At 60.9% G+C, this 14,448-nt stretch carries 11 protein-coding genes; all 11 read left to right on the top strand.

Translation table 11 applies throughout. The features are described from left to right. Positions 1 to 243 precede the first annotated feature (243 nt). Positions 244 to 2,826, top strand: coding sequence for a right-handed parallel beta-helix repeat-containing protein (locus HZB60_09260; GenBank protein ID MBI5059948.1), 2,583 nt, complete (start codon positions 244 to 246; stop codon positions 2,824 to 2,826). 179 nt (positions 2,827 to 3,005) lie between these two features. Beyond that, positions 3,006 to 3,395 (top strand): endonuclease domain-containing protein, encoded by a 390-nt coding sequence (locus HZB60_09255; protein MBI5059947.1) that lies wholly within the window; start codon positions 3,006 to 3,008, stop codon positions 3,393 to 3,395. Positions 3,396 to 3,593: 198 nt separating this feature from the next. Beyond that, positions 3,594 to 5,096 (top strand): hypothetical protein, encoded by a 1,503-nt coding sequence (locus HZB60_09250; GenBank protein MBI5059946.1) that lies wholly within the window; start codon positions 3,594 to 3,596, stop codon positions 5,094 to 5,096. 223 nt (positions 5,097 to 5,319) lie between these two features. Further along, positions 5,320 to 5,466 carry a 50S ribosomal protein L34 gene (gene rpmH, locus HZB60_09245; protein MBI5059945.1) on the top strand — a complete coding sequence of 49 codons (147 nt, stop codon included), beginning with the start codon at positions 5,320 to 5,322 and terminating at the stop codon, positions 5,464 to 5,466. Positions 5,467 to 5,568: 102 nt separating this feature from the next. Next, positions 5,569 to 5,838, top strand: a complete 270-nt coding sequence (locus tag HZB60_09240) for a ribonuclease P protein component (protein MBI5059944.1) — start codon at positions 5,569 to 5,571, stop codon at positions 5,836 to 5,838. A gap of 47 nt (positions 5,839 to 5,885) precedes the next feature. Beyond that, a complete protein-coding gene (yidD, locus tag HZB60_09235; GenBank protein ID MBI5059943.1) occupies positions 5,886 to 6,119 on the top strand; it encodes a membrane protein insertion efficiency factor YidD in 234 nt (77 codons plus the stop codon). 51 nt (positions 6,120 to 6,170) lie between these two features. Further along, on the top strand, positions 6,171 to 7,898 hold the full coding sequence (yidC, locus tag HZB60_09230; GenBank protein ID MBI5059942.1) for a membrane protein insertase YidC: 1,728 nt from the start codon (positions 6,171 to 6,173) through the stop codon (positions 7,896 to 7,898). A gap of 483 nt (positions 7,899 to 8,381) precedes the next feature. Beyond that, positions 8,382 to 8,738, top strand: coding sequence for a hypothetical protein (locus tag HZB60_09225; protein MBI5059941.1), 357 nt, complete (start codon positions 8,382 to 8,384; stop codon positions 8,736 to 8,738). A gap of 132 nt (positions 8,739 to 8,870) precedes the next feature. Next, on the top strand, positions 8,871 to 10,004 hold the full coding sequence (locus HZB60_09220) for an NAD(P)/FAD-dependent oxidoreductase (GenBank protein MBI5059940.1): 1,134 nt from the start codon (positions 8,871 to 8,873) through the stop codon (positions 10,002 to 10,004). Between the two features lie 288 nt (positions 10,005 to 10,292). Beyond that, complete coding sequence (locus HZB60_09215; GenBank protein ID MBI5059939.1) at positions 10,293 to 12,749, top strand: T9SS type A sorting domain-containing protein; 2,457 nt, start codon at positions 10,293 to 10,295, stop codon at positions 12,747 to 12,749. Positions 12,750 to 13,255: 506 nt separating this feature from the next. After that, entirely contained in the window at positions 13,256 to 14,350 is a 1,095-nt protein-coding gene (locus tag HZB60_09210; GenBank protein MBI5059938.1) for a 4Fe-4S binding protein, read from the top strand. Positions 14,351 to 14,448: the final 98 nt, after the last annotated feature.

Here is a 14,448-nt window from a genome sequence, read left to right as displayed (position 1 = left end):
AAGCATGGATCGTGCGGTGCGATCCGGGTATTCTTCACAGGAAAGCTGACAGACGAGGTCCATTTTCGCCCCGCAAAACCTGCACGCTTTCCGGTCGCCACACGCCGGATTCCGGCCCGTTCTCTCCGTCCGAATCCGCCACGCCCGTTGTAATCGAAGCGGTTCGGCCATATCTTAACAGCGCCCCCCCGCGTTCGGACACCTCAGGCAACCCGGTGGGCAATTTCTCCTAAGGAGTTTGCCATGCGTTCATGTGTCTTCTTTCACATCGCAGTCGCGATCTCACTCGCCTGCTTCATCCCTGCCTGCGCCACCGACGTCAGCGGCCCCGTCTCAGGCACTTGGACACTGTCCGGATCTCCCTACACGGTGATCGACCACGTCACCGTTCCGGCCGGCCACCTGCTGACCATCGAGCCGGGCGTGCAGGTGCTGTTCACAGGGCATTACAAAGTCAACGTTCTGGGGCGCCTGCAAGCGATCGGGACCGCTCAGGACTCGATCATTTTCACCCGCGCCTTTCCCACCGAGGAGAGCAAATGGTGGGGAATCCGGTTCGTGGCTGCCGACGGTCTCTGCATCCTCGAATATTGTCGGATCGAGTATGGCCGGGCCACGCCGGGTGCGAACACCTACGACGACGCAGGTGGCGGGATCATGAGCCTGCTCAGTTCCCCCCTCATCCGGCACTGCCTGATTACGAACAACTATGCCGCCCGCACGGGGGGCGGCATCCTCGTTGACAGCAGCGATCCGACGATCGAAAACTGCGTGATCTCGGGGAACATCTGCGCCGGCACGGGCGACGGCGGCGGCATCGGGAGTTGGCTCAGCAGTCCTGTAATTTCCGGCTGCCTGATCGTCGGCAATAGCGTGATCGGATCGGCCAGCGGCAGCGCCATCGGCTACGACAACTGGTCCACGGAGCCGATCATTGTCAACTGCACCATCGCAGGAAATTCTTCAACAAACGGGAGCGGACCGGTGTGGAGCACCTTCTCGACCGCCCAGCTTTCTAACTGCATCGTCTGGGGTAATTCGAGCGAAACAGTGAACGCGCAGGTTCGCTACTCGGACATTCAGGGCGGCTATTTCGGCGAAGGCAACATCGATGGCGATCCGCGATTCGTCAATGCCGTGCAAGGGGACTTTCATCTGCTGCGAACCTCGCCCTGCATCGATGCGGGCGACCCGGCCTCTCCCCATGATCCCGACGGAACGCTTGCGGACATGGGCGCCTATCCGTACAACCAAGGCGTACCGCTCTGGACCACGATCGATTTCCCCGGCGGTTTCACCGGCCTTGGCTGTCCCTGTGAGTACCCGGTCACCTTGCGCGAAGGCTCGCAGGTCTGGTTGCGCCGCGATCTCGGCCTCGACGGCGTATCTTCCGATGATTCGGTCGTGAGTTCGTTCTCCGTCATGGCCGGTGCCGGCCTGCCGCCCTGGGATGGCCGCTGGACGCCCCTGCCGGCCGGGGGCTTCACAAACCCAAACTACTATGTCCAACTGATCACCGATGACTGCTGCTGGTTGAGTGGCCCTATCGAGTGGAATGGCGGCTACACGACGACCATCGACGCCGCGAGTTGGTCCTGCGGCACGGCTGGCGATCCGCACGAAGCCTGTGGCGCATCGGTGGCCACTCCCGTCTGCGGCGCTGTCTCGGGTGTGTGGGATTTGTCGGGCTCACCCTATATCGTAACTTGCGACATTACCGTCACTGCTGGACAATCGCTGGATATCAGGCCCGGTGTTCGTGTGCTCTTTTCCGGGCACTACCGATTCAACGTTTACGGCACCCTGCGCGCCGTCGGCACCGAGCGGGATTCGATCAGCTTCACCCGCCAGTTCCCGACGGAAGCATCCCGCTGGTGGGGTATTCGATTCCACGACAATTCCAACGACGACTCGCGCCTCGAATATTGCGTGGTGGAACATGCCTTCAAAGGCGAGGGCAATGACCACGACACCAACGGCGGCGGTTTACTCTGCGTCAATGCCTCGCCGACCTTCGCGCACTGCACGATTCGCTACAATGAGTCCAGTCGCGGCGGCGGCCTGATGGGCTTTCAAACGTCGCGGCCCACCATCGATCACTGCGTCTTCGCCCGCAACCGTTCGCCCTGGACGGGCGAGGGCGGCGGCCTCTGGATCGGCTTGAGCGGCGGCACGGTCACGAACAGCACCATCGTCAACAACTGGCCGGGCGGCCTGCAAAACGAAGTCGGCGTGACGTTGGTCAATACCATCATCGCCTGCAACACCGGAGCCGGGATTACCGGATCGCACAATGTGATCGCGCGTTACTGCAATTTCTTCGGCAACAGCACGGAGATCGGCGGCGGCCTCGAAGAGCGGCGCGACACGACAAACGCGAACGGCGATTCCTGCGATGCGAATTTCAACATCTTCCTCGACCCGCAGTTCGCCGATACGCTGTTGGACGATTACAGCCTGACCGCCAGCTCGCCCTGCCTCAACGCCGGGGATCCAAACTCCCCGCGCGATCCCGACTTCACCATCGCCGACATCGGTGCGATTCCGTTCACATTCTCGCAGCTTGGCCACAGGTTGCATGTCAAGGTGGAACACCTCGTGATCGCGCGCGGTCCCGACCACAGCATCCGCCTGCACTGGTCCCCGGTCACGCATACGCTGAGCGGCCAGCCGTTCACACCGGCTTATTACATTATCTACGGTTCCCCCGGCGCGGACGGCCCGTTCACTCCCCTCGGTACATCCCGCACCACGAGCTATCATCATGCATCGATTCTGACCGCGCCGCCAAGCTACTTCTATCAGGTATCCGCCGCGCCAGGTTAGGTCTTCCTCGGGTTCCCCCCGCATCCAGTGGGTCTTTCGGATTCCCCCCATATCCTATGGGGGGCCAGGGGGGAAATCTTCCGCCCCAATTGAGTTTTGCCAAAAACCGCCGTAACTTGATCTTCCCACCTTTCGGGTTCCCCCCACATCCAGTGGGGGGCCAGGGGGGAAATCTTCCCATGAAACGCTGGACCACCGTCCCCCACGAAAATTGGTCGCGCGCCCACGAGCTTCGCCGGGCCTTGACCCCTGCCGAGCAGGTGCTGTGGAGCGCGCTCATGGGCAAGCAACTCGGTGTCAAGTTTCGCTGCCAGCATCCCATCGGTCCGTACATCGTCGATTTCTATGCCGACGAATTGCGCCTGGTGATCGAACTCGATGGCGAGATTCACGCGCTGGAAGAAGTGAAAGCCCGTGACGCCGAACGCGAAGCCTATCTGAAATCGCGTCAGCGCGTCGTCGTGCGCTTCACCAACCGCGAAGTTTTGGAAACGCCGGAAAAAGTCCTCGACGAAATCCGCAAGATCATCACGCAACTGAAGCCCGAGCTCCCCCCCGGCCCCCCATAGGATATGGGGGGAGTCGGAGTCGGGTCTCCCCCACATCCTGTGGGGGATTAAGGGGGGAAATCTCCGTCGCTCAGCCCAATCCATCTGCCCCAGTTGAGAATCGCCAAATTCCGCTGTATCTTATCTTCCCCTCGTTATCGGCTTCCCCCCATATCCTATGGGGGGCCAGGGGGGAAAGAACACTTCAAGGAGCCACTCATGCCCCGTATGCTTGCCTTCATCGCCGCCGTAATCGTGTCTCAAGTCTCCACGGCACTCTGCGAAGACAGCTTGAGAGTGCGCCGAATTGGCAGTGTCGATACACCTGGACGGGCTCGGGGAGTAGCCATTCGCGACACCTTGGCACTTGTAGCCGACTTCGAAGGCGGCCTACGCGCGATCAACGTGAGCAATCCGACGAGTCCATTTGAAACGAGTTACTGCTTTTCGTACAACATGACGTATTGCTATGCCGTCGAGTTAAGTGGAACATACGCCTATGTTGCAGACTACGAGGGCGGACTGCGAATCGTCAATATTGCGAACCCGAATTCGATATACCAAGAGGGGCACTATGTTTGGGGGCAAGCAACGTCGGTAGCATACTCCGATCAGACGGTCTACATAGGGCATGCAGGAGGCTATCTCAACAGAATCAATGCGGCCAACCCAACCGCTCCGTACCAGGTCGGCCTTTGCGAAATTCCTGGCGGGGCGCACGATATTAAATTGTCCGGTCAGTATGCGTACGTAGCCACAGGCATCGGGTTGTGCAGGGTGAATCTCGCCCCGTTCCCCGATCCGGTCGTGGATGAATTCGTGCCGACCTCGTCAACTGCATGGGCAGTCGAAACATATGACCACTTCGCAGTGGTCGGAACAAGTGCGGGCTTAGAGATCTTTGATATCTCAGGGCCACCGCTGTCCATTGGCAGCCTGGCCACGAGCAATGACGTTCGAGATGTGTGCGTTGCTGACGATCGGGTCTATCTGGCGTGCCTTTCCGCTGGACTCCGCGTGGTCAACATCTCTAATCCAGCGGCACCTCGCGAGATCGGATTCTACGTTACGCCGGGCGAGGCTGACGGCGTGGTAACTGCAAATGGCGTAGTCTACGTTGCAGACGGATATGCTGGCATGGGCATCTATGAATATCTTGATGATCTCATATTGTCCCCGGACTCCTTCGCCTTCGGCCTGCTCGACATCGGCACGGACTCAACACAACTGCTATTACTCTTCAATCCATCCGGCTCGGCAATACCAATCTCAAGCATCTCACTCGCCACCCCCGCCTTCTCCTTCGACACCACCGGGCTGAACGGCCAGATCGCCGCGCATACAACGTTTCAATTGCCCGTCACCTTCGCGCCCACAACGACCGGCAGCTTCGCTGACACGCTGACGATCATCGCGCAGCAGCCGGGCGATAGCGTGATCCGCGTTCCGCTTTCCGGCCAGGCCGAAATTCTGCTCCCGCCCGTGGACAGCCTCGTGGTGCAGCGCGGCCCGCAGAACGGGACGCTGCTCTATTGGGCCCCCGTCACGCACACAATCACCGGCCAGCCGTTCGCGCCGCCTTACTACATCATCTACGGCGGCACGAGCGCGGATGGTCCGTTCACCCCCTTCGGCGTCTCGCCCACCACCAGCTACCATCATCCCTTCATCGTCGGCGCGCAGCAGAAATATTTCTATCAGGTGACGGCCGCGTCGGAGTAAATTCTCCCACCCTAACCCCCCCACAGGACGCAGGGGGGAACCCGATTCGGACCTCCCCCCATATCCTATGGGGGGCCGGGGGGAAATCGGATTTGTTCCTTGGTCCTTGCTCCTTGTTCCCCGCCCCACTTGCGCTCTTCGCTCTATTTGGCTATATTTGCTCTTCTTAGCTGGGAAGCCCCGGCCCCGTCATCGAGCTTAACTATCGGAGGATAAACGAGTTATGAAGCGGACCTATCAGCCTTCGCGCCGTCGCCGGGCGAACAAGCATGGATTTCGGACGCGCATGTCCACCAAGTCGGGCCGGGATGTGCTGGCTCGTCGCCGGGCAAAGGGTCGGAAGCGGCTTACCGTTTCGGATGAACGCTAACTTTCCCCGTGCTGAGCGGCTCTCAAGCCGATCGGAACTGGTGAAGCTCAGAAAAGAAGGTCGGCGACGGGTACTCCCGGAGTTGGTCCTTTTTTTTTGCCTTTGACCTCCGCTCTCCCCCCCAACTCGATTGGGGGGGCAGGGGGGGGTCTCGGAACTCTCCCGACCCGTCGGATCGCCTTTGCCGCGACCCGCGCAGTAGGGAATTCAGTTGTACGTCACCGACACATTCGCAAACTCCGAGAATACTATCGTTTAAACAAGGATAAGTTTCCGGTAAACTACACAGTTCTCCTACACATCCGCGCTCGCATATCTGACTGGAACATCTTTGAAAAACGTCTTACAGAGTTATTAAGATCAATAAATTAATCTGAGTCTCGGGTTTTCTGACTTTCCGCCTTTCCCCTGTTCTCTTCATGCGCCGCCTGTTCACCCTCCTCATCGACGCCTACGCAGTGACCCTCGGTCCCCATTTGGGCGGCCGTTGCCGCTTCACGCCCTCCTGCAGTTGCTACGGCAAGGAGGCGATTCAGGCGCATGGCGCCCTCCGCGGCGGCTGGCTGACCCTGCGGCGGCTTGTGAAATGCGGCCCCTGGCATCCCGGCGGCCATGACCCCGTCCCTACCCGCTCGCCCATGCTATCGAAGTAGGTCGGCCTTTCATCCTTCATCCTTCATCCCTCATCCTTTCTGCTCGTCCCCATGTTCGACCGCCACACCCTGCTCGCCCTGGTAGTCGTCGGCATCATTCTGCTGGCTATGCCGATCTACTATCGCTGGATCTCACCGCCGCAGCCGCCCAAGCCAGCGGTAGTTGCGGACTCAATAGCAACCGAGAAACCAGTTGCAGATACTGTTAAAACAGTAACCTTAGATACTCCGACCAGCGCATCCGTAATCGCATCTGCCCCGGCCACACCCGACACGCAGGCGCTCGATCCGGGCTTCGTCGAGATTGAGACTCCCCTGTTCACCGCAAGGCTGGCCTCCAATGCGCAGGTGTCGAGTTATATTCTAAAAAAATACACAGATAAGCACGGCAATCCGATTGCTCTGCATCATCGGTCCGCAGGCAAGGACCCAGTTGTCGGAGTCTTGGACGTTGACTTCGGCAACTACAACCCCGGCAGCCTCAAAGAGCTGCGTTTCACGGCGAGCACGCATCGCCTGTTTGTCCCCTCCGGCCGGGATTCCGTTACGCTCGATCGTGTGGATTCTTTGGGCCGGGTGATTCGGCTGACCTACATCTTTGATGCAGATAAATATGGGTTTGAAGCGGAAGTCGCAACGAATGGCCTGCGCAAACCAGATAATGCTGAGTTCAACGTAAAGTTCCTCGGCGGTGTTCCGATCACTGAAGAGCACGCCGAGCGCGATCTGCAGTATGCCGCCGCCTACGCCAAGGTCGGAGAAGAGCTTGAAGATATAAAAGTTACGTCTGATCCCGAGCAGAGCTTCAACGCGACCGGACAAACGACTTTCGCTGCCGCCCGCTCGAAGTACTTCATGGCCGCCGTGGTGCCGTCGGTCCCGGCTGGCGGAGTGGATCTCAAAGGCAAGAATTTCAATCACAAAGACAGTAAGAATCCGCATTTCTACGATCTCAGCCTGCGGCTCCCCTGGGGTGAGCAGGCCAAGGCGCGGGTGCGGGTCTATTGGGGTCCGATTGATGTGAACCTGCTCAAGGCCGAGAACGCCGGCCTGGATGAGACCATGAACTGGGGCTGGGCGATTGTCCGGCCGTTCTCGAAAGGCACGCTCTGGCTGCTCACGCTGATGCACCAGTTCATCACGAACTACGGCGTCGTAATTATTATTTTTGCGGTAATTGTAAAGGTCGTGCTATGGCCGCTGACGCGCAAGTCGCAGGTCTCGATGCGCAAGATGTCGGCCTTGCAGCCGCAGATGCAGGCAGTTCGCGAGCTGCACAAGAACAACCCGCAGGCGATGAACGCGGCGGTGATGAAGCTCTACAAGGACAACGGGGTCAACCCGGCCTCGGGTTGTATTCCGCTGCTGTTTCAGATGCCGGTCATGATCGGCCTGTATCAGGTGTTTGCCTCGACCATCGAGTTCCGCCAGGCGCCGTTCACGGCCTGGATCACGGACCTCTCCCAGCCCGACGTGATCTTCACGCTGCCGTTTTCGCTGCCGCTCTATGGTGCCGGTGTGGCGCTGATGCCGATTGTGATGGGCGTGACGCAGTTCTTCATGAGCAAGCAGACGGTCACGGATCCCAATCAGAAGGCCATGGTCTATATCATGCCGTTTTTCATGACCTTCATGTTCAACAGCTTCCCCAGTGGCCTGACCTTTTACTACACCTTGTTCAACGTGTTCGCCATGATCGAGCAGAAGCTGATCAAACTCCCCGATTTCACCCCCTCTGCGGTCGTGATCGAAGACAAGCCGAAGAAGTGGAAAAAGTAGGGGCCGGCCGCGCCGCCCGCCTGCCCTTGGCGAAAAAACAGCAAGACGCCCCGTAGCGCCCACCTTGGTGGGCCAGTCCAAGCAACAGATTCACCGGCTTGGCGGCACTTGTCTTCAAGTGCCCCAATCGGGACAACACAGGCAATCGGCGAAGATTACGGGTTCCGCAAGCTCCTTCCAGACGGGGCACATGCAGACATGTGCCGCCCAGAATAGACCAGCAAGACGCCCCGTAGCGCCCACCTTGGTGGGCGAGTCCAAGCAACAGATTCATCGGCTTGGCGGCACTTGTCTTCAAGTGCCCCAATCGGGAGAACACAGGCAATCGGCGAAGATTACGGGCCCCGCAAGCTCTTTCCAGAATCCCGGATTTCGAACCACACGACACCCGCCGCGAAGACAAAAGACAGGCGGGTCACGGACCCGCCCCTACTGGTCCTTGACCCCAAGGCGCGGCCGAGCGACCTTTGGCAAGTCGAGAAGATGCGGCTCTCCAGATTAACCCCCCCTGCCCCCCCAAGCGAGTTGGGGGGGAAAGTCGGGTCTCCCCCCGGCTCGACTGGGGGGACGGAAGGGGGGTTCCGGGAGCTATTGATCAACAAGCACGTCAGCGTGACGGGGATCCCGCCCGAAGTCTTCGACTATCGCCTGGGCAACCGCAGCGCGCTGGAATGGGTCGTCGATCAATACCAGATTAAGACCGACAAACGCAGCGGCATCACCAGCGATCCGAACCGCGAAGATGACCCGGAATATATCGTGCGGCTGGTGGGTCAGGTGATCCGCGTGAGCCCCGAAACGGCAAAGATTGTGAACGCGCTGCCGGAGGAGTTTAGTTAAGCCCGATCTACCCCCCCCGCAAGCGGAGGGGGACCCGATTCGGACTCCCCTCCGTTCACGGGGGGGGCAGGGGGGGTAAGGGCGATGCAATCGGCTCCTACGGATCGCGGCTTTGTCGTCTAAATCCCACCTATGACTTCGGATTATCAATACGCCATCATCGGCGCGGGCGTCGTCGGTCTGGCGGTGGCGGCGGAACTGGCGCCGCGCGGCTCCCTCGTGGTGCTCGAACAGGCGTGGAAATACGGTCAGTCCACCTCGAGCCACAACTCCGAGGTGGTGCATGCCGGGCTGTACTATCCGCCGGGCTCACTCAAGGCGCGGCTGTGCATCGAGGGCAACCGCCTGATCCGCGACCTCTCCGCCGCGCACGCCATCGGCTATCGGCGGATCGGCAAGCTCGTCGTGGCGACGACCGAGCGTGAGGCGGAGCTGCTGCGCGATCTCCGGGCCAATGCCGAAGCGTGCGGCGTTTCGGATTTGACGTGGCTGGAGCCGCCGGAGGTCGCCGAACTGGAGCCGGAGCTGGGCGCGACGACCGTGGGCGGACTGTTTTCGCCATCCACGGGCATCGTGGACAGCCACGGTCTGATGAGCTATTTCCTGCACACGGCGCAGCAGGCCGGCGCGGACGTGGTCTATCACAGCGAAATCGTCGGGATTGAACGTACCGCGGGTACCTACCGGCTGACCGTGCGCATTGGGCAGGGCGGAACCGACACGCTGACCGCCGTGCGCGTCGTCAATAGCGCCGGACTGCATGCCGATCGCGTCGCCGAACTGGCGGGTCTGAGCGTGGACGCGCTGGGCCTACGGCAGCACTGGACCAAGGGCTACTACTTCGCCCTGACCGGCGCTTTCAAACCGCAGCTGCAGCATCTGGTCTATCCGATCCCGGACAAGGCTCATGGCTCGCTGGGGGTACATGCCGTGCTGGATTTGAGCGGCGGGCTGCGCTTCGGCCCCACCGCCGAGTTGATGGACAAAGCGATTGAAGATTATGGATTTGTGGCCGCAGATCCGATCAGTGCGGCACAGGCGATCGACCGTTATCTGCCCGGCATCAGCGACGGCGATCTTGCGCCGGTCATGTCCGGGATCCGGCCCAAGCTGACCCTCCCCGGCCAGCCGCAGCGCGATTTTTACGTCGCAGAAGAATCCGCTCACGGTCTGCCGGGATTCGTGAATCTCATCGGTATCGATTCGCCCGGCCTGACGGCGTCCCCGGCGATTGCGCGACGGGTGGGAGAGCTGCTGAAGAGATGAAGGATGAAGGAAGTGCGACACAAACCGCGACATCCCAACCACTTTCGCCAAGCAAATTCTGCACACCGCTCTCGTACTGATGTCCGGCTTTCCCGCCGGATTTCTTGCTTATTGGGCAGACTTGTGATACTTTTCACTTGACGGAATATCTCCGCACCCCGATCCGCGTCCGGAAGACATAGCCGCCGCATGCAGTCGGCTTTTCGCCATGGCGGCAGCGGAATCTGGACCGGGTCAGCGCCCGGTCTTTTTGTGTCTGTTCCTCTCACATCACCGGAGGGTCTGATCATGCTTCCCCGCTTTGCAGCTGCCCTACTCTGTGCCCTGCTCGGTTTCACGCTGGCCGCTCCGCCGGTCTCGGCGTTGAACCGGATCGCCATCGACGGGATCCACGGCCAACAGAACCTCAATGGCGTTCACTATGGCCCGGACCTGCCCGCGATCTATCCGGAAACGCGGTTCACGATGTTTGGCGTCGAACGCCTGCCGATCTATGAGATGATCGCGGAGGGCAGCACGGCCCATACCCACTATGACACGGTGCGCTTCGCCGTGCCCGCGGGCGCGCCGGTGCTATACTTACACGTGGGCGGCCACACCGTCTATCCGCCCGATCCGGCCTGGGCCTATCCGTTCCTCTCGCTGGTGCTGCCGGACGAATCGACCATGAGCGGCGAATACGGCTTCACGCACCTCGACTCGCCGCCCGCCGGCGACTACACCCTGTATATCTCCCATTCCGACGGCACCTTCCCCTATCAGATCGGCACCGGGCCCCACGTCTGGGATATTTATCCGCTGGATGACTACGACGCGCTGTTGGATTTTCACAATGACATGTACGCGTACTGGTCCGGCGTGCCGCCGCATCGCACCGCCGCGGACTATAGCGCGATCGATAGCGCGATCGCGCGCGGCATGGGCATCGGCCTGTTCTACGATTGCAGCGAACCCATCGCGGACAAGCCGATCATTCGGCTGCGCGGGCTGGCCGCCGGAGGTGCGACGGTGCGAATCGATGTGCCCGGCCGCCTGACGCTCGCGCTGCCCGAGCCAACCTTCCGCAAGCCGCTGGAGTGGCAAATCCGGCCGACGACAGGCGAGGTGGAACTTGACTACGAAGTCCAACTGCGGCAGCCGCTGAATTTTGTCTGGTCGATCCCGGGCAGCGGGATCGCCGAGAACCGTTCCTGGGCCACCGTTCACGACTTGCAATTGATCTCGTTTGAGTCGGGCCAGGGCTATCGGATTCAGCCCGTGGGAACATTGTTGCCCGGCGCCAGCGGGCCGGCGTCCGGTGCGGCCAAACTGTCGTTCGCCGCGGCCTATGCCGACCTTGACCGCCTGATGCGCGCCCAGGCCGCGAAAGCCGGGCTGACCGACGAAGAGATTAGCTCGTTCTTCACGCGCTGCAACTGGCCGCTGCGCATCCTCTCGCGCGTCAGCGCCGAGCCGGGGCAACTCGCGCTCTACTATCTCGACGGTGCCGATTATGACGCCCTGTTTCCGCAACTGGTGACGCCCGTTCCCGCGGAGACCAAGCGCGTGCTGTGGGTGCATTCGTTCGTCCCGGAGCGGGTCGGCGAGCCCGCCGGTGTGCATCCGCGTTGGGCCACAACGACACAGCCCGCCCGCGGCGACGTCGGCGAGTATCACGAATACGGCGCACTGCGGGAGTACTACGGCGGCGATCCGCTCGACGACATGGACGCCTGGGGCTGGCACTTTTACGACGAGCCGCTGCTGGACACAACGAATCCCGGCTATGTGTATCCCGAGTGGGGCCTCTGGGGCAGCATTCTCTTTCATACGCCGGGGGCGAGTCCGCTGACGGCCGAGCTACTGGCCGGAGTGACCGCAGTAAACGGAGAGTTCACGGGTCCGATTCTGGCCCCTCCGGAGGAAGTTGTCCTGTCAGGTGACGACGACACGTATTGCGATCCCTGGGCGGGTCCGTGCCCCTATCCGCAGGGGAGCTATCCGCCGGTACTGGTGGCGCGGGAAGTGGTCTCGGGCGCGCGGATCATTGGCGCGGGCGACATCTGCTTTCTCGATACGTTGGCGGACAATGTGCAACTGGGCCACAATATCTGGAATGCGTTGCACGGCACGCACACGGAGAATGTGCCGGACATCGACATTCCTGATGCCATTGTGGATTACACGCTGACAGAAGGCCAGACCGGCGCATCGACAATGTGGATTCACAATCGCGGCGACGCGCAGTTACAGTGCAACGGTCCCTTCGCGCCGCCGCAGGTCGCTTGGCTGACGGTGGAGGGCGATCTTCCGCGCTCGATCAGTCCGAATGATTCGATCAGCTTCACGCTGCACTGGTCCGGAGTGGGGCTGACGCCCGGCTATTACGTGGGTTGGTGGGAACTCAACTCGGATGATCCGAACGAGGATTCGGTGCGCTGGCCCGTGCGCCTGCACGTATTGCCCGGGTCCGCTGTCGATCCGAACCAGCCCGTGCTGCCGCGCGAGACGGCATTGTATCCGGCCTATCCGAATCCGTTCAACGCGACGATCTCGCTGCACTACTACCTGTCGCAAGCCGGGGAAGTCAGGCTGGAGGTCAGCAACGTGGTGGGTCAGCGCATGGCCACACTGGTCACCGACAAACAGCGTGCGGGCGAGCACTCCGTCGTTTGGAATGCGGAAGCGTTTGCCAGCGGCGTGTACATCGTTCAGCTTCGCGCCGGGGGTCAGCTGCTCACTCAGAAGATCGTGCTGATGAAGTAGCCGCGGTCAGCTCACGCCCCGCTACTCAAGATTAGCCCGCGCCGTTCCCGGTGCGGGCTAATTTCTCTATCGGGTCCTTCCCCTCCTTCGCCGAGCGGGGTGCCCTCACCCCGCCGGAATCTTGCTGGCTCCGCCGCGGCATGTGTCTCCACATGCCCGGAATCGGAGGGTCACCGCCGCGCCGGGATTCCTTCCTCACTTCCGCCGAGCGGGGTGCCCTCACCCCGCCGGAATGATACTGGCTCCGCCGCGGCATGTGTCTCCACATGCCCGGAATCGGAGAGTCACCGCCGAGCAGGGATTCCTTCCCTGCCGGAATCTCGTTCAACGCACCGGCCGCTCGCAGCCAGCGCAAGTCATCTCCCATCCTCGGTCCGCCGGGGGGACAACAGGGTCGGCCTCGTCCTTGTTCCCTGTTCCTTTCCGCTTCTGACCTTTCCGTGACATTCCGGACTGATTAGTCATGTATATTGTGACTGATTCAAAGCAATCCCGGAGTATCCGTCATGGACCGCAAGTCTGACTCCCCCCATTCCGATGGCGGTGCGTATTCATCCCTCGTCCCTCCGCCCTCATCCCTCCCGAAACCCATCCTCCGTAGAGTCAGAAAGCTATTCTGGACGCCCCGGCGCTATGTGCAACTCGGTTTCGTGCTGCTGAATATCTGGTTATGTACTGAATTTTATCTGTTTGTGCTGGCCGCACAACTGACTTCAGACGGCCCGCTGCCCAGTCGTCCGCCGGGAGCTGAAGGCTGGCTGCCGATCAGTGGGCTGATGGGGGCCATTGACTGGCTGGCCTCGGGATCGCTGAATCCGGTGCATCCGGCGGCGACGGTGCTCTTTCTCACATTTCTGGCCATCAGCTTCCTTGTACGAAAGGCATTCTGCGGCTGGCTCTGTCCCATCGGCACACTCTCCGACGGTCTGGCCAAGCTGGGCCGCTGGCTCTTCATGCGCAATTTCCTCTTGCCGCGCTGGCTGGATTTCCCGCTGCTGGGTCTGAAGTATCTGATTCTCGGCTTCTTCCTCTGGGCGTTCTACATGATGGGCGCCGCGGGCATCTCGAGTTTTATCCAGAGTCCGTACAATCAGGTCGCGGACGTGAAGATGCTGCTGTTTTTTGTCCAGCTTGGGACGTTGGGCGCGGTAGTCTTGCTCCTGCTCACGCTTCTCAGTATCTTTGTCCAGGGCTTCTGGTGCCGCTATCTCTGTCCCTACGGCGCACTGCTGGGTCTGTTCTCGTGGCTTTCGCCGATCAAGGTTCGCCGCGATCCGGCGAGCTGCATCGATTGCGGCAAGTGCGCGAAAGTCTGTCCGTCGCGTCTGCCGGTGGATACGAAGCTGGCGATTATCTCGGTCGAATGTACCGGCTGCATGCAATGCGTCGAAGCGTGTCCCGTGGTGGACTGCCTGCACATGGGCACCCCCCGCTGGAAGCCCGCGCCCAAACAGGTCGCGATCATCGTAGCTGCTGTTTTTATTATCTTTGTCATCACCGCCCAGCTGTCCGGGGTGTGGCAGTCGAACCTCACCGACGAAGCCTACCGCTACCACATCCAACGCCTTGGCAACCCCGAGTACGGGCACCCAGGACAATAGTCGTTCGGACTTCCCCCCACATCTTGCGGGGGGGACCGAGGGGGGGACTCGAGGTCCGTGCGCACAAAACCCGGGAACGCAAATAATCGAAATTCTGC

The sequence above is a fragment of the candidate division KSB1 bacterium genome (assembly GCA_016214895.1).
In the GTDB taxonomy this organism is placed as follows: Bacteria; Electryoneota; RPQS01; order RPQS01; family RPQS01; genus JACRMR01.
The sequence above is the reverse complement of the archived record's forward strand: the minus strand, read 5'-3'. Positions and strand labels throughout refer to the sequence as shown.